The sequence below is a fragment of the Thalassotalea agariperforans genome (assembly GCF_053470345.1).
This window is the reverse complement of record NZ_JBQMWH010000018.1, coordinates 18,776-39,240: the sequence shown is the minus strand read 5'-3', so window position 1 is coordinate 39,240 and position 20,465 is coordinate 18,776. Positions and strand designations below refer to the sequence as shown.

The 20,465-nt window shown below is 37.8% G+C and carries 23 protein-coding genes; 16 read left to right on the top strand and 7 right to left on the bottom strand.

Annotated elements, in window-relative coordinates; all coding sequences use genetic code 11:
* Positions 1–6: 6 nt before the first annotated feature.
* Both hslO and hslR read right to left on the bottom strand, forming a co-directional pair.
* Positions 7–867, bottom strand: a complete 861-nt coding sequence (hslO, locus tag ACSLUO_RS16310; protein ID WP_448250149.1) for an Hsp33 family molecular chaperone HslO — start codon at positions 865–867, stop codon at positions 7–9.
* A gap of 5 nt (positions 868–872) precedes the next feature.
* Positions 873–1,280, bottom strand: a complete 408-nt coding sequence (gene hslR / locus ACSLUO_RS16305) for a ribosome-associated heat shock protein Hsp15 (protein WP_448250147.1) — start codon at positions 1,278–1,280, stop codon at positions 873–875.
* 188 nt (positions 1,281–1,468) lie between these two features.
* On the opposite strand from hslR, the gene gspC reads away from it, so the two are divergent.
* From gspC to gspN, 12 genes are all read left to right on the top strand, one after another.
* Positions 1,469–2,404: a type II secretion system protein GspC gene (gspC, locus tag ACSLUO_RS16300; RefSeq protein WP_448250145.1), complete on the top strand. Its 936-nt coding sequence runs from the start codon at positions 1,469–1,471 to the stop codon at positions 2,402–2,404.
* 17 nt (positions 2,405–2,421) lie between these two features.
* Positions 2,422–4,545, top strand: a complete 2,124-nt coding sequence (gspD, locus tag ACSLUO_RS16295; RefSeq protein WP_448250143.1) for a type II secretion system secretin GspD — start codon at positions 2,422–2,424, stop codon at positions 4,543–4,545.
* Entirely contained in the window at positions 4,545–6,104 is a 1,560-nt protein-coding gene (gene gspE / locus ACSLUO_RS16290; RefSeq protein ID WP_448250142.1) for a type II secretion system ATPase GspE, read from the top strand. Before gspD ends, gspE begins: the two co-directional genes overlap by 1 nt.
* 6 nt (positions 6,105–6,110) lie before the next feature.
* Positions 6,111–7,328: a type II secretion system inner membrane protein GspF gene (gene gspF, locus ACSLUO_RS16285; RefSeq protein ID WP_448250140.1), complete on the top strand. Its 1,218-nt coding sequence runs from the start codon at positions 6,111–6,113 to the stop codon at positions 7,326–7,328.
* A 125-nt stretch (positions 7,329–7,453) separates the two neighbouring features.
* A complete protein-coding gene (gspG, locus tag ACSLUO_RS16280) occupies positions 7,454–7,888 on the top strand; it encodes a type II secretion system major pseudopilin GspG (protein WP_448250139.1) in 435 nt (144 codons plus the stop codon).
* An 11-nt stretch (positions 7,889–7,899) separates the two neighbouring features.
* The gene (gspH, locus tag ACSLUO_RS16275; protein WP_448250137.1) at positions 7,900–8,574 is read left to right on the top strand and encodes a type II secretion system minor pseudopilin GspH; all 675 of its coding nucleotides are present in this window, start codon (positions 7,900–7,902) and stop codon (positions 8,572–8,574) included.
* A 16-nt stretch (positions 8,575–8,590) separates the two neighbouring features.
* A complete protein-coding gene (gene gspI, locus ACSLUO_RS16270) occupies positions 8,591–8,971 on the top strand; it encodes a type II secretion system minor pseudopilin GspI (protein ID WP_448250135.1) in 381 nt (126 codons plus the stop codon).
* Positions 8,971–9,591, top strand: coding sequence for a type II secretion system minor pseudopilin GspJ (gene gspJ / locus ACSLUO_RS16265; RefSeq protein ID WP_448250133.1), 621 nt, complete (start codon positions 8,971–8,973; stop codon positions 9,589–9,591). Before gspI ends, gspJ begins: the two co-directional genes overlap by 1 nt.
* Positions 9,592–9,594: 3 nt before the next feature.
* On the top strand, positions 9,595–10,653 hold the full coding sequence (gene gspK / locus ACSLUO_RS16260) for a type II secretion system minor pseudopilin GspK (RefSeq protein ID WP_448250131.1): 1,059 nt from the start codon (positions 9,595–9,597) through the stop codon (positions 10,651–10,653).
* Positions 10,653–11,873 (top strand): type II secretion system protein GspL, encoded by a 1,221-nt coding sequence (gene gspL, locus ACSLUO_RS16255; protein ID WP_448250130.1) that lies wholly within the window; start codon positions 10,653–10,655, stop codon positions 11,871–11,873. Before gspK ends, gspL begins: the two co-directional genes overlap by 1 nt.
* Positions 11,870–12,340, top strand: coding sequence for a type II secretion system protein M (locus ACSLUO_RS16250; RefSeq protein WP_448250129.1), 471 nt, complete (start codon positions 11,870–11,872; stop codon positions 12,338–12,340). The genes gspL and ACSLUO_RS16250 overlap by 4 nt, the downstream gene beginning before the upstream one ends.
* A complete protein-coding gene (gene gspN, locus ACSLUO_RS16245; RefSeq protein WP_448250128.1) occupies positions 12,340–13,083 on the top strand; it encodes a type II secretion system protein N in 744 nt (247 codons plus the stop codon). Before ACSLUO_RS16250 ends, gspN begins: the two co-directional genes overlap by 1 nt.
* Here the strand turns inward: gspN and ACSLUO_RS16240 are convergent.
* Complete coding sequence (locus ACSLUO_RS16240) at positions 13,078–13,416, bottom strand: HAD-IA family hydrolase (protein WP_448250127.1); 339 nt, start codon at positions 13,414–13,416, stop codon at positions 13,078–13,080. The two genes, gspN and ACSLUO_RS16240, sit on opposite strands and share 6 nt — an antisense overlap.
* A gap of 390 nt (positions 13,417–13,806) precedes the next feature.
* On the opposite strand from ACSLUO_RS16240, the gene ACSLUO_RS16235 reads away from it, so the two are divergent.
* Complete coding sequence (locus tag ACSLUO_RS16235) at positions 13,807–15,000, top strand: glycoside hydrolase family 88/105 protein (RefSeq protein WP_448250125.1); 1,194 nt, start codon at positions 13,807–13,809, stop codon at positions 14,998–15,000.
* Between the two features lie 242 nt (positions 15,001–15,242).
* Here ACSLUO_RS16235 and yrfG read toward each other — a convergent pair whose 3' ends face one another.
* A complete protein-coding gene (gene yrfG, locus ACSLUO_RS16230) occupies positions 15,243–15,902 on the bottom strand; it encodes a GMP/IMP nucleotidase (protein ID WP_448250123.1) in 660 nt (219 codons plus the stop codon).
* Between the two features lie 555 nt (positions 15,903–16,457).
* Between yrfG and nudE the strand changes: the two genes are divergently transcribed.
* From nudE to ACSLUO_RS16215, 3 genes are read left to right on the top strand one after another with little or no spacing between them, the layout of a single operon-like run.
* Entirely contained in the window at positions 16,458–17,012 is a 555-nt protein-coding gene (gene nudE, locus ACSLUO_RS16225) for an ADP compounds hydrolase NudE (RefSeq protein WP_448250121.1), read from the top strand.
* On the top strand, positions 17,012–17,836 hold the full coding sequence (gene cysQ / locus ACSLUO_RS16220; RefSeq protein WP_448250119.1) for a 3'(2'),5'-bisphosphate nucleotidase CysQ: 825 nt from the start codon (positions 17,012–17,014) through the stop codon (positions 17,834–17,836). The genes nudE and cysQ overlap by 1 nt, the downstream gene beginning before the upstream one ends.
* Positions 17,837–17,844: 8 nt before the next feature.
* Positions 17,845–18,417, top strand: a complete 573-nt coding sequence (locus ACSLUO_RS16215) for a YceI family protein (RefSeq protein WP_448250117.1) — start codon at positions 17,845–17,847, stop codon at positions 18,415–18,417.
* A 48-nt stretch (positions 18,418–18,465) separates the two neighbouring features.
* Here ACSLUO_RS16215 and ACSLUO_RS16210 read toward each other — a convergent pair whose 3' ends face one another.
* The 3 genes from ACSLUO_RS16210 to ACSLUO_RS16200 all read right to left on the bottom strand — a co-directional run bounded on the left by ACSLUO_RS16210 (position 18,466) and on the right by ACSLUO_RS16200 (position 20,465).
* A complete protein-coding gene (locus ACSLUO_RS16210) occupies positions 18,466–18,687 on the bottom strand; it encodes a YheU family protein (RefSeq protein ID WP_448250115.1) in 222 nt (73 codons plus the stop codon).
* Positions 18,684–19,664, bottom strand: a complete 981-nt coding sequence (locus ACSLUO_RS16205; RefSeq protein WP_448250114.1) for a hydrolase — start codon at positions 19,662–19,664, stop codon at positions 18,684–18,686. Before ACSLUO_RS16205 ends, ACSLUO_RS16210 begins: the two co-directional genes overlap by 4 nt.
* A 99-nt stretch (positions 19,665–19,763) precedes the next feature.
* Positions 19,764–20,465 carry a flagellin gene (locus ACSLUO_RS16200; protein WP_448250112.1) on the bottom strand — a complete coding sequence of 234 codons (702 nt, stop codon included), beginning with the start codon at positions 20,463–20,465 and terminating at the stop codon, positions 19,764–19,766.

The window sequence follows — 20,465 nt, the reverse complement described above, 5'->3', positions numbered from 1 at the left end:
GAATTTTTAATGTTTGGTTTTGTTTAACACACCCGCTAATTGCTGTTCGTCAAACGCGTAAGTAGTTAAGCAAAAGTCACAGGTCATGCTGACACAGCCTTCATCGGCAAGAATGTTTTTTAACTCATCAACACTGAATTGACTGATGGCAGTAAAACATTTTTCTTCGGAACAAGTACATTGATAATTGACCGCTTGTGGTTCAAAAATTCTGACTTCTTCCTGATGATATAAACGATATAATAATTCTTGCGCTGGTAAGCTAAAAATTTCTTCCGCTTTTATGGTATTTGTTAGTTGGCATAAATGCTCGTAGTCGGCAACTTGTTGCGCTTTATCATTACCATCGGGTAATAATTGAATTAAACTACCAGCGACTTTTTGCTGAGCTAAATCAGTAAATAACCAAATAGTAGTCGGAATTTGATCAGAGCTTTCAAAATAGTTAGCTAAACATTCGGCTAGTGTTGGCTTTTCTAAAGCAACCACCCCTTGATAAGGTTCACCTTGATCAGGGCGAATGGTTATTACCATAACTCCTTTGCCAATTAAGCCTTGTAAACCACAGGCATCGGTTTCTTGTTCTAATTTAGCAATACCACGCATTTCTTGTTGGTCGTTACCGTTAATTACCATGTAAGCTAACGGTCCATCACCTTGTAATTGTACCGATATTTCACCTTTAAATTTTAAGGTGGCGGTTAACAAACAGGTGGCGGCTAACAATTCTCCTAATAAGGTTTTAACACCGTCTGAATAGGTATGATTAGCAATAATTTTCTGAAAACTTTGCTCTAACTGTACAAGCTCGCCACGGGCATGCTTGTTATCAAATAAATAGCGATTTAATACATCGGTGTGTGACATGGATATTAGATCCTTTCTTTAAGTTGTCTGATCTGTCTACGTTGTTTTTTATCGGGTTTGCTATCACTTGCTGGGCTTAATAAAACCCCTTGTTTACGAGCAAGTGCGGTTTTTTCTCGGGTTTTAATACTATCTGCTGTTTCTGTGTATAAGGTCATGGCAAAAGTGGCATCTTTACGTTTATCCGCAAGCGCAATAACTTTTACTTCTTTTTCATCAAAACCTTGACGAATTTTTATGGTATCGCCAAGGTTAACGATCTTACCTGACTTAGTGCGTTGACCATTATAAAACACCTTGCCGCCATCGATCATCTGTTTGGCAATAGCGCGCGTTTTATAAAATCGTGCAGCCCAAAGCCACTTATCTAAGCGATAGCTATTTTCTGATTTTTTTGGGGGAACTTGCGGCATTTTATTTACTCGAAATGAACACGCTGAAATTGCCGTAAAGTTAGCATAAAGCCCGAATTTTCTCTACTTGTGTCGTACTATGTTACAAAATTTAATAAAAATAAGTGTAGATAGCTTGTTGCTTGGCGGTAGGTCAAGTATTATCTGTAGGCTAATAATAATGCTTTCTATAATTATAATTTTAAAACATGCAGTTACCTAATAACATCTCATCCAGTTTAGCTTTTGTTGCCAAACTTCCCCAACAAAAAATTGCCCAAATGGTCGCAATTATTTTGTTAGGTTATATTGCGTATTTATCAGCCGAGTTGACTTGGTTAATTGCGGCACCTGAAAATCCTACTCAGCAAACTTTTTCGTCAACAACAAATCAACCCCGAACAGAAGCTAAAAATACGGTTGATATTGCAGAATTGAAAGCGTTAAATTTGTTTGGAAATTACACTGAAAAATCAGCGCGACCGGTTAACCAAGTAAGCGATGAAGTAAAAGATGCGCCTGAAACTAAATTGAATTTAACTTTGTCGGGTGTTGTCGCTAGTAATGATAAAGATATTGCCGTCGCCGTTATTGAAAATAGCGGTAAACAAAATACCTTAGGTATTGGCGATAAAATTGAAGGCACAAGAGCGATATTAGAGCAGGTTTATTTTGATCGCGTGATCATAAAACATGCGGGTAAATTAGAAACCTTAATGTTAGATGGCATTAAATATAATAAAAATGTTGCTACGTCACCAAGTCAGGCAAAAGTAAAAACCACAAGTCAATCGAGCAGTGTTGTTGATAATCGCAATAACCAAGCATTAAGTGAGCGAGTAAGTGATCTTAAAGCGACTATCGTTGGTGACCCCGGTAAAATCATAGACTATTTACGTATTACACCTAAGATGCAAAATGGTGAAACCGTTGGTTACTTATTAATGCCAGGGAAAAATCCTGAGTTTTTTAAAGCGTCTGGTTTGAAATCAGGCGATGTTGCTGTTCAAATGAATGGTTTTGATTTAACGTCACCACTTGATGCCGCTCAAGCGTTACAAGCATTAAAAACTGAACCTGAGGTTGCCTTATGGGTTGACCGAGATGGTGAAGTAACAGAAATACTTTTTAGTATTGAGAATTAGTAATGAGGAATTTTTTCATGCGCCCATTTATTCGCGCTTTGTATCTTAGAAAAATAATCACTAAAAAAACAATCATTGCGGCTGCCAGCGCATTACCTCTTTCCGCGAGCTTATTTAGTGCGCAGTTATTAGCGGCTGAATTTCAACCTCAATTTAAAAATACTGAAATTAGTGAGTTTGTTACCACGGTAGGTAAAAGTTTACGTAAAACCATGATCGTTGATCCCAACGTACGTGGAAAAATTAATGTGCGTAGTTACGACGTTTTAACACAAGAGCAGTATTATCAATTTTTCTTAAACGTGTTAGACGTGTATGGTTTTGCTGCCGTAGAAATGGACAACAATGTAATTAAAATTGTTCGTAATAAAGATGCCAAAACCGCCGCTATACCGGTAGTGAATGAAGAAAACCCTGGTGTTGGTGACATGATGGTTACCCGCGTAGTGGAAGTTAAAAATGTTACTGTGCGTGAGTTAGTACCTTTATTACGTCAGCTTTCTGATAATGGTGGCGGTGGTAACGTAGTTAACTATGATCCGGCCAACGTGATTATGATCACAGGTACCGCGGCGGTCGTTAATCGCTTAGTACAAATTATTGAACGTGTTGATCGCGCTGGTGATCAAGCCGTACAAATTATTAAGTTAAAATATGCTTCTGCCAGTGAAATGGTGCGCATTGTTGAGGCGATGAACAGCTCTTCAGGCAATGCTAAAGGGTCAAGTACACCCGGATTTTTAATTCCTAAAATTGTTGCTGATGATCGTACCAACAGTGTGATTGTTAGCGGTGAACGTCAAGCTAGAGAACGTGTAGCTTCATTAATTGAACGCTTAGACAGCGAATTAGAAACCAGCGGAAATACCCGAGTTTATTATCTTAAATATTCTAAAGCTGAAGAGTTAGTGCCGGTTTTAAAAGGCGTGAGTGAATCCATTGCTGCCGAAGAAAACAGCAGTAAATCGTCTAGTTCTCGCAAGGGTTCGTCAAAACGTGATATCAGCATTGATGCTCATGATGATACCAATACCTTAGTGATCACTGCTGAACCAGATATGTTGCGTTCATTAGAAGCAGTTATTCGTCAATTAGATATTCGTCGTGCGCAAGTGTTAGTTGAAGCGATTATTGTTGAAGTATTTGAATCTGACGGTGTTAACTTAGGTATTCAATGGTTTTCAGAAAAAGGCGGTTTTACCCAGTTTAATAATGGACCAGCCTCAATTGGTAGTGTTGCTGCAGGAGCCGAAGCGGCGAAATCTACTAAAGGTGATTATGTTCCAGCGGAATACAATAGTGATAATGTCTTAATAAAAGAAGGCTTTTATCAAAATGATACCAAAGGTGATTATAGTCTTCTTGCACAAGTATTAGGCAGTGTTAACGGCATGATGTTTGGGGTGATGAAAGATGATTGGGGTGCAATTGTACAAGCAGTCAGTGCTGATACCAATTCAAACATTCTAGCAACACCTAGTATCACTACCTTAGATAATGAAGAAGCTTATTTTATTGTTGGTCAAGAAATTCCAATTATTACTGGCTCAACGTCATCAAGTAATAATTCCAACCCATTTCAAACGGTTGATCGCCAAGAAGTAGGTATTAAACTAAAAGTTACCCCACAAGTGAATGAAGGTTCAGGAGTTCAGTTAACTATTGAGCAGGAAGTGTCTTCGGTAAGTGGTGCTACAGGTGTTGATATTGCTATTAATAAACGTGAAATTAAAACTACGGTAATGGCAGACGATGGCGGTACCGTTGTTTTAGGTGGCTTAATTGATGAAGATGTACAAGAAAGTGTGCAAAAGGTGCCATTATTAGGTGATATCCCATTTTTAGGTCATTTATTTAAATCAACCTCTAATACCACCCGTAAGCGTAACTTAATGGTGTTCTTGCGAGCTACCATAGTACGTGATGGCAAAATGATGAATGAGCTGACTAAAAATAAATATAACTACATGCGCGCCAATGAAATTTTACGTCAAGAAGAAGGCTTAGCATTGCTACCTGATGACGACTTACCGTTATTACCGGAATGGAATGATGCTTTATCATTACCACCGACGTTTGATGAATATATGCAAGAAAATGCTAAGAAAAAAGCCGAAAATCAGCAAAAAGAACAAGAATAATGACAACAGATAACACACAAACTATTCCTGAACTTTCAGCCATTGCTGCTGAAAGTGATTTGTTGGAAGATGAAATATCATTAGAAGACACCAGTGTGTTCCGGTTGCCATTTAGTTTTGCTAAGCGTTTTAATGTGGCGGTTTCAGCTACGGATGATGGTTTTTTATTGCATTGTTTGGCGGATGTGTCTGCAACCGCATTATTAGAAGTACGCCGTATTTTAAAAGCACCGTTTGAACTTGATATTCAACCGTTGGCGGAGTTTGAAAAACTTCTAACCCAAGCGTATCAACGTGATTCATCTGAAGCACAGCAAATGATGGAAGATATTGGCAACGAAGTTGATTTGTATTCGTTAGCTGATGAAATGACCGAAACCGAAGACTTGCTTGAAAACGAAGATGATGCGCCGATCATCAAGTTAATTAATGCGATGTTAAGTGAAGCTATCAAAGAAAATGCTTCCGATATTCATATTGAAACCTTTGAAAATGCGTTATTAATCCGATTCCGTGTTGATGGTGTTTTGCGAGAAGTCTTAAAACCACATCGTAAATTGGCTTCACTATTAGTCTCTCGTATTAAAGTCATGGCGAAATTAGACATTGCTGAAAAACGTATTCCTCAAGATGGTCGTATTTCATTAAAAATTGGTGGTCGCGCGGTAGATGTTCGTGTTTCTACTATGCCAACAGGGCATGGCGAACGTGTTGTGTTACGTTTATTAGATAAAAATGCTGCCCGTCTTGATTTGCAAGACCTCGGAATGACAGATAATAACCGCCAACTTTTCTCAGCGCTTATTGATAAACCGCACGGTATTATATTGGTAACTGGTCCAACAGGTTCAGGTAAAAGTACCACGTTATATGCGGGTTTAACGCAAATAGACAGTAAAGAACGTAATATTTTAACGGTTGAAGATCCGATCGAATTTGCTATTGAAGGTATCGGCCAAACTCAAGTGAATACCAAGGTGGATATGACTTTTGCCCGTGGCTTACGTGCGATACTTCGTCAAGATCCTGATGTGGTTATGGTTGGGGAAATTCGAGATTTAGAAACGGCTCAAATTGGTGTCCAAGCCAGTTTAACGGGTCACTTGGTATTATCTACCTTACATACCAATACCGCAGCGGGTGCTATTACTCGTATGGAAGATATGGGGGTTGAACCGTTTTTATTATCGTCGAGTTTATTAGGGGTTTTAGCTCAGCGCTTAGTGCGAACTTTATGTCCACATTGTCGTGAAAGCCATTTACCTGACGAAGAAGAATGTCACATTATGGCATTGCCAAGTGATAATACGCAGGTGATTTATCGCGCCGTTGGCTGTGAAAAATGTAACTTCAAAGGCTACAAAGGCCGAACAGGCATTCATGAGTTATTAGTGGTTGACGACAAAGTGCGAGAGCTTATTCATAACGGGCAGGGTGAGCAAGTAATTGAAAAGTACATTCGCACTAATACACCTAGTATTCGTAAAGATGGTTTTGATAAAGTATTGCTCGGTAAAACGACACTTGAAGAAGTGCTTCGTGTCACCCGAGAGGATTAATCTGTTATGCCAGCTTTTGATTATCAAGCGGTAAATGCCCGTGGTAAAAACGTAAAAGGTATTATCGAAGGTGATACCGCCAGACAAGTTCGAGGCATATTACGAGAACAAGGTTTAATGCCAACAGCGGTTACACCTTGTTTAGCGAAAAAAAGTAAAGCAGCCAACAGTAAACGTTTTGGTCGTGCGAAAGTATCTACTACCGAATTAGCGTTGTTAACTCGTCAATTAGCTACCTTAGTTGAGTCAGGTTTACCGTTAGAAGAGTCTTTAACCGCAGTTGCCGAGCAATGCGAAAAAAGTAATTTAAAAAGCATGGTGATGGCTGTTCGAACTAAAGTAACCGAAGGTTATGGTTTATCAGAAAGTTTGGCCGAGTTTCCACAAGTGTTTAATAATCTTTATCGTTCAATGGTGGCTGCTGGTGAAAAATCAGGTCATTTAGATAACGTTTTAAATCGTTTAGCGGATTATACCGAACAGCGCCAACAGTTACGTTCACAGCTCATTCAAGCCTTAGTTTACCCTTGTATTATGACCTTTGTTGCTGTTTCAGTGATTGTTATTTTGTTAACGGCTGTTGTGCCCGAAATTGTGGCTCAGTTTGAGCATTTAGGTGGAAAGCTGCCAGGTACTACCCAATTTTTAATTGCGAGTAGTGAATTTTTACAGAATTACGGCTTGATACTCGCGTTAGTGATCGCAGCCTTAATTTTTGGTTTTGCGCAATTATTGAAAAAGCCGCATTTTCGTTTTAAATATGATCAAAAGTTTCTCAATGTACCAGGGCTAGGTAAAGTTGCTCGGGGCATTAATACCGCGCGCTTTGCTCGTACCTTAAGTATTTTAACTGCCAGTGCCGTACCGCTTTTAGAAAGTATGCGTATTGCCGGTGAAGTATTAGATAATTTATACATTAAACAGCGAGTTAAAGAAGCGGCGGATAAAGTGCGCGAGGGCGCAAGTTTAAAACACTCGCTTGAGCAAACAAAATTGTTCCCGCCGATGATGTTACATATGATTGCCAGTGGTGAAAAAAGTGGTGAATTAGAGCATATGTTAGGGCGAGCGGCAGATAACCAAGATCGTGAGTTTGAAGCCTTAGTGAGTATTTCATTAAAAGCATTTGAACCTGCTTTAATGGTAGTAATGGCGGGGATTGTGTTATTTATTGTGATGGCCATTTTAGAGCCAACCTTACAATTAAATAATATGATTGGTTAATAAATACTAACAATTTGTGGCGAGAAATTTGAGACGATTTCGACCTTGTATGGTCATATAGTGACTAGCCATAAATTAATCGCAATCAGCGAACTTTTAAACTTTGTAGATAATAGGAAGTATTAATGAAAAGCAGTAAACACAATCAAGGTTTTACCTTATTAGAAGTGATGGTAGTTATTGTTATTTTAGGCATTTTAGCCAGTATGGTAGTGCCTAATTTAATGGGTAATAAAGACAAAGCGGATATGCAAAAAGCCGTTTCTGATGTCATTGCTTTAGAAACCGCGGCAAAATTTTATAAAATGGATAACTATAAATATCCATCAACAGAGCAAGGTTTAGAAGCTTTAGTAGAAGAAACTGATATTGAACCGTTACCAAAACGTTTTCCTGAAGGTGGTTATATTCCACGTTTGCCTAAAGACCCATGGGGTAATGAATATATTTTATTATTCCCAGGCGAGAATAGCAGTTTAGATATCTTTTCTCCGGGTCCTGATGGTGAAGCGGGCACAGAAGATGATATTGGTAACTGGAATTTAGCAGAGTTTCAATAAGCACCGGCTTTATGAAATTCCAGTCAAGCGTTCAGGCTAGGGTTAAGCTTAACCAAAAATCAGCAGGCTTCACGTTAATCGAAGTGATGCTGGTGATGGTGTTAATTGGGGTTATTGTGTCAGCAGTAACCTTTAACCCACTCAATAACCGGCCTGAAGATCAGCTTGAACAAGCCAGTGCCCGTTTTACGGGCATTTTTAATATTGCCGCCGAATACGGTTTATTAAATAACATTGAACTCGGCTTAATTGTTGAAAAAGACAGTTATCAATTTTTAGGCTACGACGGCACTAGTTGGCGTCCTATACCTGAGCAAGAAGTTTTTCAAAGCAAAACGTTACCTGAAGGGATCGAATTGACTTTAGAACTTGATGACTTGCCAATTGAAAATGAACAAGTATTACTTGAAGAGTCGAGTTTATTTGCTCAAGACGATGAAGACTTTCGTGGCCAAGAAAAAGAAAAGGTAATTATTCCGCAAGTGTTTTTATTGTCAGGCGGTGATTTTACTTCGTTTAAATTACGTTTTGCTTTTAGCGAAGAATTTGAGCTTGAGCGGGCAACGGAATATCAAGTGATAGGTTTATTTACCCTGCCTTTAAAAGTAATCGGCCCCTTATATGATGGTGAAGAATATGACGCCGCACAAATTGAGGCAGCGATAGCTGAAAAAGCAGGCTTATGATGACGAGGCAATCTTGATGTTATCAACACAAATGATTAATCGAGGCTTTACCTTAATCGAGGTGATGTTAGCTATGGCAATATTCTCCATTGCCGGTGTGGCTTTGTTAGCAACAGCAACCACTAACTTTACTAACTTGTCTTTATTAGAAGAAAAAATGTTGGCTAATTGGGTTGCTTCTAACCAATTAGTTGAAGCAAAGCTTACTGAAAGTTGGCCGCCAAGAAATAATAAAAAAGGCGAAGAAGAGTTGGCAGGTCAAACATGGTTTTGGCAACAAAAAGTCATCAAAACGACAGATAATGACTTACGTGCTTTGTCGGTTGAAGTACGAAAAAATGAAAAAGATGAAAAAGCGATTATTTCCTTATTAACTTATGTCAGTAAGGTTAACTAATGCAGCACAATCGTGGTTTTACTTTATTAGAGCTTTTATTAGCCATGGCTATTTTTGCCGTTATTAGTTTAGCGGGCTTTACCATTTTTAATACCGTATTTGAAAGCGAAAAAGGCAGTCGCGCTAAAATAGCAAAACTTAATAAATTACAAACTGCGTTTATTTTATTAGAGCGAGATATAACCCAAATTGCTCGCCGCCATGTTCGTATGGCGGGTGATGAAAACAGCAATAACTTTATTCATAGCCAAAATGGTGGTTTTTCATCAAATGCTGACGGCATTGCTTTTATTCGTTCAGGTTGGACTAATCCAGGCTTGATTTTACCACGCAGTGATTTACAAGCTGTTGCTTACCGTTTAAACGATAAAATACTAGAACGGGTTTATTATAATTTTGTTGATCCTGTGCAGGGGGAAGAACCTAAAGTAAGGCCATTATTGGCAGGTGTTACTGATTTAGTGTTTGAGTTTTTTTATGAAAACAAATGGCAGCAAGAATTAATTTCCGGAAAAATGCCCTTAGGATTAGCGGTTGAAATAACAACAGAGGATTTTGGCAAAATCAGACGACAATTTTTAGTCGCCGGTGATGATACGGGGTCAGCACAAGGTGGATAAGTCATGAAACGTCAGTATGGTGTCGCTTTGATCAGTGTCTTATTGATTGTTGCCTTAGCGTCAATTCTTGCTACCAAAATGACCGGTAAGTTAATTATGCAAATGCAAAGAACTGTTAACGTTACCTCGAACCAGCAAGCCTATTGGTATGCGCTAGGTGCTGAAGCCTTTGCAACGAGCGTATTATCTAAAACATTTCAAAATGAACCGGATGTTACTCATTTAGGCCAATTTTGGGCGCAGGGTGAAACCAGTTATCCGGTTGAGCAAGGACAAATAACCGGCCAAATATTCGACTTACAAGCGTGTTTTAATTTAAATGCCTTAAGAGCGTCAGATAAAAATGCAGATGGTCGATTAAATATCAATAGTAGTCGAGAGAATCAAGGGGCAGATAATAACCCGCCATCACCGTCGTCAGATAAAGATGACAATGGTAAACCGATTGCAAGGCAATCGTTTGAGCGTTTGTTAAGGGCGCTAAATATTGAAGGTGTTGATGAATTTACCGCTGAATATTTAGCTGATGCGTTAAGTGATTGGCTTGATAAAGACTCTATGATTGCCAGTGCTGGAGGTGCAGAAGATAGCGACTACTCTAGTCGAGAGTTTCCGTATTTAACAGCTAATCATTATATGGCGAGTGTGAATGAACTGCGGATGGTTGAGCATTTTACCCCTGAGATTATTAATGCATTAAAAGATTATGTTTGTGTTATTCCTAATAGCAACTTACATAAAATTAATATTAATACCCTTGCAGAAGAGCAAACAGTTTTACTGGAAGCGTTATTAGATGTTAATAGCACCGATGCTAGTGATATTATGTCGTCAAGAGAAGAAAATGGCTTTACAAATATCGACGACTTTTTTGCTTTATCTAATGTGCAAAATAAGAACTTAACTGAAAAACATAAACAACAGTTTGCTGTTGATAGTGAGTATTTTAAACTAAAAACTATGGCGAGCTTTAATAATAGCTATGTTAATTTAAATTCAATTATTTGGATTTCAAACAATAAGCATATTCAAGTAATTGCTCGTAGCATAGGAAGAGAATAATGGCTGAATCTATAATAATTAGGCTAGGTAGCCAATATAACGATGTTATTCATTGGCTGATAACCTCAGCAGATAAACAAACCATCATTGCGAGTGGCGAAATAGCCGATGTTTCGCAATTAACTGAGCTTACTGAAAAAGCAGCAACACGCAAAGTTACCGTGTTAGTGCCAGCGTGTGATGTCGCCTTCAAAAAACTGAATGTGCCAAGTAAATCAACACGAGCGATTAAACAAGCGGTTCCTTACATGCTTGAAGATGAATTAGCACAAGATGTTGATAATTTATTTTTTGCTTATGCTCAGCATAAACCCGTAGGTAATGATGCGAATTGTTATGTTGCTGTGGTTGACGACGAGCAAATGCAAACTTGGCTGTCATGGTTAACTGAGGCTGATATCAGTACTCGTCAATTATTACCGGATGCGTTAACTTTGCCGGTACATGATGATGCCTATTCTGCAATACAGTTAGGAGAGCAGTTTTTAGTACGTCAAGGCGTATGGCCTGCGCTGACCTTAGAGCATAATCTATGGCCCTTGCTCAGTCAGCAATGGTCGGCAGTAGAGCCTGTGGCTATTGCCAATTATTCAACCTTGCCTGAAGTGCCTGATAATATTGAATTACAACCTCAAGCAGAAGAGCTGCCATTATTTTTAATGGCAAAGTTTAGCGATACTTGTCCGGTTAATTTATTGCAAGACAAATACGCTAAAAAAGAAAAAAGCTCGATGTTTTGGCAACATTGGCGCTTAGCGGCTAGTTTTTTAATTGCGGCGCTGGTGATTAATTTTACCGCTAAACTGGTGAATTTATATCAACTTGATAACCAATTAGTTGCCTTGGAAAACCAAGTTAGTGACAGTTATCAAAAGACTTTCGCGGAAAATAAAAATAAAAAAGTGAATATGAATAAAATAAAGTCACTTATTCAATTTAAATTACGAGCGGTAAGTGGCGGTGACAACAGTGAAAAGTTTTTTCCTTTGATGAATAAAATCACACCGGCATTTGTTGCCGTGAAAGGGCTAAAACCAGAAACGTTAAAATATGATCACAAACATAATGAAATTAGAATGCAAGCGAGCGCTAAAAAATATCAAGAGTTTGAATTATTCAAAACAACCTTAGAAAAAGCACAATTAACGGTTTCACAAGGCTCTCAAAATAATCAGGGTGATCAAATTGTTGGCTCATTTAGTATTAAGGATCCATCATGAAAGAAAAGTGGCAATCACTCAATCAACGTGAGCAATCTTTAGTTATTGCGATGCTCGCGTTTGTTGGTATTTTTATTTTGTACCAACTTATTTGGCAACCAATAAATAACAGCATTATTGATAAGCAAAAAAAGATCGAACGTTATCAAGAGTTATTAGTTTGGGTGAATGAAAAGAAAGCCGAATATAATAGTTACGCCAAGGTAAACCAAGGTAGCTCGTCTAACGTTAGCTTGTCTAGCGTGGTTAATCGTTCAGCAACTAAACATAAGATTTCTATTTCACGTATTCAGCCGCAAGGCAGTGAAATTTCGGTAACTATTGATGAAGTGCCATTTGACCACGTCATGGATTGGTTAAAACAAATGGCGATAACTGAGGGTGTAATCATCAAGGCCATTGATTTAGCAAGCACAGATATTAACGGTGTGGTGAAAGTGCGTCGACTAAGTTTAGGAAAAGGTTAATGAAAAAAGTACTTTTGTATTTTGTTGTTTTTATTGTTGTTTATTTAACATTTTTAGTCGCGACAGTTCCGGCGCAGTTTGTTTTAGGACAAGTGACGTTACCCAAAAATGTTAATATTAGTGGCGTTTCTGGCACTATTTGGCAGAGTCAATTTAAGCAAATTAGTCATGATAAAATTCAGCTAAACAAGGTTCGTGCCGACTTAAGTGCTTGGTCTTTATTATCTTTAACACCAACAGTCGACATTAATTTTGGTGATCCAATGCAGCATGGTCCCGTTGGTGAATTGACCTTAATCGTGCTGGATAATGAGCTGAGAGTTGAAGATGCTAAAATAAGCCTTGCCGCTAACGATATTATTAAAAATGCTAATTTAGCCATTGATGTTGACGCGAAAGGCTATGTTGATATTGAACTGGCCGCATTACAGCTTGGTAAGCCAATGTGCCATGAGGTACAAGGCAATATTAATTGGCCAAAAGGTAAAGTAAATGCCTTTAATGAAGATATTACCCTAGGAACCTTAAAAGCGAGATTAGGTTGTGAACAAGGCGCGCTGACGTTAACGGTAGATGAAAAAAATGACTTAGGGCTAAGTTACACCGCCTACATGCGACAAGTTGGCAAAGTGACCGGTAATGGTTATTTAACACCGGGTGATAAGTTCCCTGAAAAAATAAAGCCCGCATTAGGCTTTCTTGGCAAACCGGATAACCAAGGACGTTATCGTTTAAGTTTATAAGTTTGCCGCCTGTATTGCAGGAATTAAGCTACGAAAATCTGTGATTGAATTAAAGCCATCAATAGTATTGATGGCTTTTTTACTATCTGGATTGGCAACCGCTAATAAATGTTTAAAACCAAAAGTTTGTGCCGATTGCAAAATAGGCAAACTATCATCAACAAACAAGGTGCGGTTAAGTTCAAACCCGTGATGCTGTTGTAACTTGTGCCATAATAATTGAAACTCTTTGGTGATACCAAATTGATGAGTCGAATATAACGCATCAAAATATTGATCTAACTGTGTTTTTTCTATTTTTAATGACAAACTATCCGGATGGGCATTGGTCACTAAAACAATCTCCTTACCAGCCGCTTTTAACGCTAATAAAAATCAATTGCGTCAGCTCTTAACGAGATCAAATGCTCAACTTCTTTTTATATCAAAAATCTTGAATTAAAGTCCTTTTATTTAATTATTTGTTCACTTATACTTTGCAAATTGGCAAGGTGGTATTACCAAATTAAATGTGTAAGCTTGTTAAAAAAGAGTTAGGGGAAAATACTGATTGCTAGCAAAAGAAAGTAATAAGTAATTTTAACTGGTGGGCAGTATATCGCGCAGTCGACCTCTGGTGTTTTATTCAGGGGCCCATGTTTTTGCATTTACATTTGAAACAAAAAGAAAAGAGATATCTAACTCTTAACCAATAAAACGATCATTTTTAAAAGAGTATACAACATGAATAAACTATTATTATCACTCAGTGCGTCGTGCTTAATTTTTGCAGGGGGGTGTACAGAGAAAACTATGGATGTTACACAACCACCTACTTATATTGATGACCCAAAAAATATCATTAGTTCAATGAATGCGGTCGCCGATTGGCAACTCCAACATATGGATGATTTTGAATCTTACATCCCTTCTTTTATTCATCGAACCGAAGAGAAACGGGGCTGGGTGCAAGGGGCATTCTTTCTTGGACTTGCACGATGGGCTGAAATCACTGAAAACCCGGTATATTTTAATTATTTACGTGAACACGGTGCGAAACAAGACTGGAAGCTTGGTGATCGCAGATACCATGCTGATGATCACGTAATCGCTCAGTATTATTTACATATCCATGAATTAGATCAAGATGCAGCAATTATTAAACCTTTGATCACTGAATTGGATGCTATTTTAGAAACACCACCAACGTCCTCGCTAGATTTTATACCCAAAGGAAAAATACTTGCGGAGGGTTACGATCACGACTGTCAAAAACGTTGGTGTTGGTCTGATGCTTTATTTATGTCCCCTCCAGTATGGTTTCACCTTTCCAAAGTGACGGGTGATGATAAGTATGCAGAATATGCCGATAGAGAATACAAAGCAGTGACTGACTATCTGTTAGATACTGAATTTAATTTGTATTTCCGTGATAGCAGATTTCTGGAGCGCAGAGAGACAAATGGTGCAAAAATATTTTGGAGTCGTGGAAACGGTTGGGTTTATTCCGGACTGACCCAGATAATTGATTTTTTACCTAATGATGACCCACGTCGAGATTGGTATATAGACTTATTCCAAAAAATGTCAGTAAGTTTGAAAAAACTACAGCTTGATACCGGCTTCTGGCCAGTTTCATTAGCCGCCGGTGAGTTATACACAGTACCAGAAAGTAGTGGAACCGCCTTTTTTGTTTCAGGTTTAGCTTGGGGAATAAGAAAAGGCATTTTACAAGACGACTATTTAGCTACCGTTAAGCTCGGATGGCAATCGCTTTTAGCCGTTCAGCGAGCTGATGGCATGTTAGGTTACGTACAACAGGTTGGTTATGCTCCTGATAAAGTATCACCCAATGAAACGCAACTATATGGTACCGGCGCATTTTTATTGGCAGGAACTGAAGTGTTAAAGCTTGTACAAAAATATAATATGAAATAAAAGCAATAGGTTATTTTGTTGGGACAAGAGTGCTTGTTTCATATACGGCAATCTTTTTATCTTAATATAAAAAATTAACCTAATTACTGCTACCCATGCATTTATAAATGCATGGGTACTTTTAAACTTCTTCGAACTACGCAGGTAAATCAAGAGTTATATATTTCATCGAGATCATTTATCGCTGTTGGAGTGGGTGGTCTATTACTTCCACAATAAGGCTCGTTTCGGTTAAAGTTTAATTAAGCTATATCGTTTAATAAAGTTCTATAGTCTTCAATATTTATAAAGCCATTAACCTGTTTAGCTGGAGTTGTACTATCTGGGTTAGCTACGGCCATAATATATTTAATCCCGAATTCCTGTGCGGCTAATAGGATTTGTTTGGAATCATCAATAAATAAAGTAGACTCATTTTCGAAATTTAAGTGATTTTGCAATTTCTGCCACAATTTTTGACTCTCTTTTGTTACACCAAAAATATGACATGATATTAATTCATTGATATATGAATCTAATTGTGTCTTTTCAATTTTTAAACTAAGCGAATCAGGGTGAGCATTCGTTACTAAAACTATTCTTTTTCCTGCCGCTTTCAACGCATCTAAAAAAGGAATTACGTCATCTCTAATTTTTATTAAATGACTAAGCTCTTGTTTTAGTTCGAGGATTGGCAAGTCTAATTCTTTCTGCCAATAGTCTAAGCAATACCATTCTATCTGTCCCGAAACAGAATGATACTTTGACATTATTAGGTCTTTTGCGTCTTCCAAGGTGATGTTCTTTTTTTTAGCTATCGATAAGGGAACATGTTCTAGCCAAAATTCTGTATCAAAATTTAGATCAAGCAATGTTCCATCCATGTCTAGGAGTACAGTGTTTATCTCAGTCCAATTAATCATATTTAATATTTCAGTGCGATAAGTTATGAAGTGAAAGTTATCATATCAAAAATGTATTACGTTTTAACAAGACATATTAGCGCTTTGATGTTTTGTTTAATATTTATAGCTTTAGAAAGTTATTTGTCTTGAAGAATTTAAATCGTTTATCAACTAAACGTTTTTAGTTTTCATATTTTGAAAAGCAATCAATGTCAATTTGAGAATGGCTGGTACTTAACTAAAAGTTAACATTTTAAATTGAATAATGTTAGAAGTTTTCTAATAATTAACGAAAAATTAGTCTGATTTTTCTCTATATTATTCTTGTAAATATGTATAAAAGTATATGTTTTTTCCTTTTTGTCACTCTTGAATTGTTAAGTTTATTCTTCTTTATTTTGATTTTTTGAGTGAACATACGTTTTTATGGGGTATATTTCGGTTGTGGTTCCATCCATATCTAGCAAAACAGTTTTGATTTCTTGCCAATCAAGCATAGATTTATCCTATGAAAACAATTTAATATAGCAGTATATCGAAGTAATCGAGCCAAGCCTAAAAAAAGGCCAGACAATGACAATAAAAAACATCTTACCCATTATTAGCAATCATAAACAAGTTGCGCAAAGTCGTTTATTTAAAATAGAACAAATTGATTTAGCTTTTAATAATGGTGCAACCCGTCAGTATGAGCGTATGTTAGGCAGTGGTCGTGGCGCGGTTATGATTGTGCCTATGCTTGATGATGAAACTTTTTTATTGGTACGTGAGTATTGTGCTGGTACTCATAGTTATGAGTTAGGCTTTCCTAAAGGTTTAATTGATGCTGGCGAACAAGCTGAGCAAGCAGCAAACCGTGAATTAAAAGAAGAAATCGGTTATGGTGCAGATAATTTAATTCATCTTCAACAGGTTAATATGGCTCCGGCATTTTTCAGTGCTAAGATGGATATTTTTATTGCTGAGCAGTTGTACCCTGAAAAATTGGTCGGTGATGAGCCTGAACCATTAGAAATAGTACCGTGGAAGGTCAGTGAATATAAACAATTATTAACCCAAACAGATTTTAATGAAGCCCGCAGTGTTGCGGCCTTAATGTTAATTGTCGACAGGCTAAGAGGTAGTTAATGGCTGAGCAAATATTATTAAATATAGCGCTTGAAGCTGCAAAAAAAGCAGGTCAACAAGTGATGCAGTTTTATCATTCGGGTGATTTTACCGCAGAAACCAAAGATGACGACAGCCCGGTCACCAGTGCAGATATTGCTGCTAATGATATTATCATGGCGCATTTAGCTAAGTTTACACCTGATATTCCGGTGATTTCGGAAGAAGTAGGGGCAACTAAATTAGCCGTCAGAAACCAGTGGTCACGTTATTGGCTGCTCGATCCGATTGATGGGACGGGTGAATTTATTCTCAAAAGTGGTGATTTTGCAATTAATATTGCACTGGTTGAAAATGGCTGGCCGTCTATTGGTGTTATTCATGCGCCAGATCACCAAGTGACTTATTATGCACAAAGTGAACTTGGCGCATTTAAAGAAGCAAATGGTACGATAGAGCAAATTTTTGTTTCGCCATTTGATGGAATTCGGCCAGTCAAAGTCGCGGTTAGTCGTCGACAGAAATTACAACTCATGGGGCAATACCTTGACGATACTTATGAGTATGAATATGTACCTTTAGGTAGTTGTTCATTAAAAAATTGTTTAATTGCTGAAGGGCTTGCTGATTGTTATTTACGTATTGGGCCAACCGGTGAATGGGATACCGGCGCAAGCCATTGTATTTTAGAACAAGCTGGCGGCAGTATTATCGACAGTGAGTTTCAACCATTAACCTATAATGAGCGGGAAACCTTGATGAATCCAGACTTTATGAGTTTAGGATCACAAGACTTTCCTTGGACTAAAATTATTAAACCCCATCGTGCTAAACGTACAATATAAGGAAAATCATGCGTATTTTATTAACTTTAGTGACTTGTTTATTATCATTACCTAGTGTTGCTCATTGGCAACTTGATAATGAGAATTCGCAATTAAATTTTGTTTCTATTAAAAAAGAAGCGATTGCCGAAGTTCACACTTTTAAAGCGTTATCAGGTCAGATTAATGAGCAAGGAAAAGTGACTTTTGCTGTTGATCTTGCGAGTGTTGAAACTAATATTGCCATTCGTAATGAGCGTATGACGCAATATTTGTTTGAAACAGATAAGTTTGCCCAAGCAACATTTTCAACGGAAGTTGATAAAAAAACATTAGCGACATTAAAGCTTGGTGAAAGCAAAAAAGTTGCGTTAACTGGCGAAATTAATCTTCACGGTGTCAGCCAAAGTGTTTCGACAGAAGTGTTAGTGACAAAATTAAGTGATGGCAAAGTATTAGTTAATTCATTACAACCGGTAATTATTAATGCCAGCACTTTTGGCTTAACGGCAGGTATTGAAAAATTAAAATCATTGGCTAGTTTAACAAATATTAGTTTTGCTGTACCGGTAACCTTTCAACTAAGCTTTATTGCTCAATAACCCGTTATAAGCTTTAGCCTGCTGTAAAGGCAGGCTAAATGATTTAGTTTATGCCCCTTTAAATTGCTCGGCGGGTAGAATATTCACCGTTTCATGAAGTTCTGAATAAACCAGTACCGCACTACCATTAAGCAATTGCTGATGTACTTGAGCAATTTTATCATCCAAGCTGACATCTTCTAAACCGTATTCGGTACCTTCTTGTAAAACATAATTGGCAATAATATTGTGTAAAATCTCGGCGGATAAACTGCTAATAGGAATGATCATAGGTGTTTTGTTAAATACTCTGGAACTCTAGTTTCTAACCAAAATATTGGTTTGAAAGGGTTATTGCCAGCAATAAAGCCAACATGACCGCCATATTGGCTGATCTCGAAAGTAATATTATTAGGCAGTGGCGGTGTTGCGATTATTTTTTCATGGTCAAGAAATGGGTCGTCTTGGGCATGAATAATCAAACAAGGCTGTTTTATTTCAGCTAATACCTTAATGCCACTGACTTGTTGATAATAATCTTCTGCGTTAATAAAACCGTTTAATGGTGCGGTGACATAATCGTCAAATTGCCACATGGTGTTAATACTTTTAACTTTGAGAGGGCAAATATTGGCAATAGGTTGTAGCTGATGTTTTTTTAATGTGCTGTTTTTTAGCATACCCAATAAATACTTTTGATAGATTTTTGAAGCACCACGGTTAATTTTTTTACTACAGCTGGCTAAATCAAGAGGCGCACAAATAATACAAGCGGCTTTATAAGGATTGTCAGGCTGTTGTGCTAAATATTGAACCGCAACATTACCGCCTAATGAGAACCCGATCAAAGCGAGTGAGGCCGTAGGGTAACGTTGAACTAATTCACGAGTAAAATAGGTTATATCTCTAGTATCACCGGAGTGATAAGAACGCGCTTGACGGTTTGGTTGACTACCACAACCTCTGAAGTGCATTAACACGCCAATGTAACCGCTGCTTTTAATGGCTTTTAGCATGCCTTTGGCATAGTGGCTATTTTGAGAGCCTTCTAAGCCATGCAGAATAACAACAATAGGTTTTTCTAGCGCTTGCTCAGGTGATTCTGTCCACGACAGTTCAGTAAAGTCACCATCAGGCAATTCCAGTGTTTCGTTAAATTCAACCGCCGAAGATTTATCTTGCAGCAGTTTTGCGAACATTGTTTGACCATGAGGATTTTTTAGCCACCAAGCGGGCTTGAAGTTACTGGAGTAAAACACACACAACATTGATTAAATAATTTAGCAGGAATTTTATACTACCGAGGTGGTCGATGTCTGCAACTCATTTGGCTAATAGGCAAACTTTATCTTTTTACGGTAACAACTCTAAACTAATTGATTTACCAATAAGCCTTTTCGCGCTTCTTCATCTTTGGCATTAATCACTGATGCTTGGAGCTGAACACCCGCTTGCTGTTGTTGAGTTGATGTTTGGCTATAGTCGCTATCTTGTATATTGGAACGAGAAGAGGAAACATTGACAACCGCGGTTTGATAAGTTGAAACTTGACTACTTAAACTATTGTTTTGTGCTCCAAGTGATGAAGATGTTTCAGCAAGCTGGTTATAAGCATTCTCTAATGCGGCTTGAGTCGCTTGAGGATCTGCAGCATTTAAACCCGATAAAAAATTAGCATCACCTAGTGCTTCACCAGCAACGGTATTTACTTGTTCGGCTATTTGATTAAACTCTGCTTGAATTGCTGATTGATCAGCCAATGGGGTACCAGATTGCACGGATAACGTATTTGCTCGTGCTAGGCCTTCTTGAATAGCGGATAACTGGCCATCTTGCACATTGTTAATATTGAGCTGATCTTGATTATTATTGGCCAGTTGAACATCGTTATTAATTTGTGATGTTAATCGTTCAGTTATTTGTAAACCGGCAGCATCATCCGCAGCACCATTGATGCGTTTACCTGAGGCAAGTTTTTCTTCTTCTTTATCACGCTTTTCGTTTAAACGATCGATGTAACTTGCCGAACCTGTGCTTTGAGTAACACCTTGATTGAGGGAAACTTCCAT

Excerpts from the sequence above, each read along its gene's own strand:
- hslO (WP_448250149.1), bottom strand. The coding sequence starts at position 867 with ATGTCACACACCGATGTATTAAATCGCTATTTATTTGATAACAAGCAT.
- hslR (WP_448250147.1), bottom strand. The coding sequence starts at position 1,280 with ATGCCGCAAGTTCCCCCAAAAAAATCAGAAAATAGCTATCGCTTAGAT.
- gspC (WP_448250145.1), top strand. The coding sequence starts at position 1,469 with ATGCAGTTACCTAATAACATCTCATCCAGTTTAGCTTTTGTTGCCAAA.
- gspD (WP_448250143.1), top strand. The coding sequence starts at position 2,422 with ATGCGCCCATTTATTCGCGCTTTGTATCTTAGAAAAATAATCACTAAA.
- gspE (WP_448250142.1), top strand. The coding sequence starts at position 4,545 with ATGACAACAGATAACACACAAACTATTCCTGAACTTTCAGCCATTGCT.
- gspF (WP_448250140.1), top strand. The coding sequence starts at position 6,111 with ATGCCAGCTTTTGATTATCAAGCGGTAAATGCCCGTGGTAAAAACGTA.
- gspG (WP_448250139.1), top strand. The coding sequence starts at position 7,454 with ATGAAAAGCAGTAAACACAATCAAGGTTTTACCTTATTAGAAGTGATG.
- gspH (WP_448250137.1), top strand. The coding sequence starts at position 7,900 with ATGAAATTCCAGTCAAGCGTTCAGGCTAGGGTTAAGCTTAACCAAAAA.
- gspI (WP_448250135.1), top strand. The coding sequence starts at position 8,591 with ATGTTATCAACACAAATGATTAATCGAGGCTTTACCTTAATCGAGGTG.
- gspJ (WP_448250133.1), top strand. The coding sequence starts at position 8,971 with ATGCAGCACAATCGTGGTTTTACTTTATTAGAGCTTTTATTAGCCATG.
- gspK (WP_448250131.1), top strand. The coding sequence starts at position 9,595 with ATGAAACGTCAGTATGGTGTCGCTTTGATCAGTGTCTTATTGATTGTT.
- gspL (WP_448250130.1), top strand. The coding sequence starts at position 10,653 with ATGGCTGAATCTATAATAATTAGGCTAGGTAGCCAATATAACGATGTT.
- ACSLUO_RS16250 (WP_448250129.1), top strand. The coding sequence starts at position 11,870 with ATGAAAGAAAAGTGGCAATCACTCAATCAACGTGAGCAATCTTTAGTT.
- gspN (WP_448250128.1), top strand. The coding sequence starts at position 12,340 with ATGAAAAAAGTACTTTTGTATTTTGTTGTTTTTATTGTTGTTTATTTA.
- ACSLUO_RS16235 (WP_448250125.1), top strand. The coding sequence starts at position 13,807 with ATGAATAAACTATTATTATCACTCAGTGCGTCGTGCTTAATTTTTGCA.
- yrfG (WP_448250123.1), bottom strand. The coding sequence starts at position 15,902 with ATGATTAATTGGACTGAGATAAACACTGTACTCCTAGACATGGATGGA.
- nudE (WP_448250121.1), top strand. The coding sequence starts at position 16,458 with ATGACAATAAAAAACATCTTACCCATTATTAGCAATCATAAACAAGTT.
- cysQ (WP_448250119.1), top strand. The coding sequence starts at position 17,012 with ATGGCTGAGCAAATATTATTAAATATAGCGCTTGAAGCTGCAAAAAAA.
- ACSLUO_RS16215 (WP_448250117.1), top strand. The coding sequence starts at position 17,845 with ATGCGTATTTTATTAACTTTAGTGACTTGTTTATTATCATTACCTAGT.
- ACSLUO_RS16210 (WP_448250115.1), bottom strand. The coding sequence starts at position 18,687 with ATGATCATTCCTATTAGCAGTTTATCCGCCGAGATTTTACACAATATT.
- ACSLUO_RS16205 (WP_448250114.1), bottom strand. The coding sequence starts at position 19,664 with ATGTTGTGTGTGTTTTACTCCAGTAACTTCAAGCCCGCTTGGTGGCTA.
- ACSLUO_RS16200 (WP_448250112.1), bottom strand. The coding sequence starts at position 20,465 with ATGGAAGTTTCCCTCAATCAAGGTGTTACTCAAAGCACAGGTTCGGCA.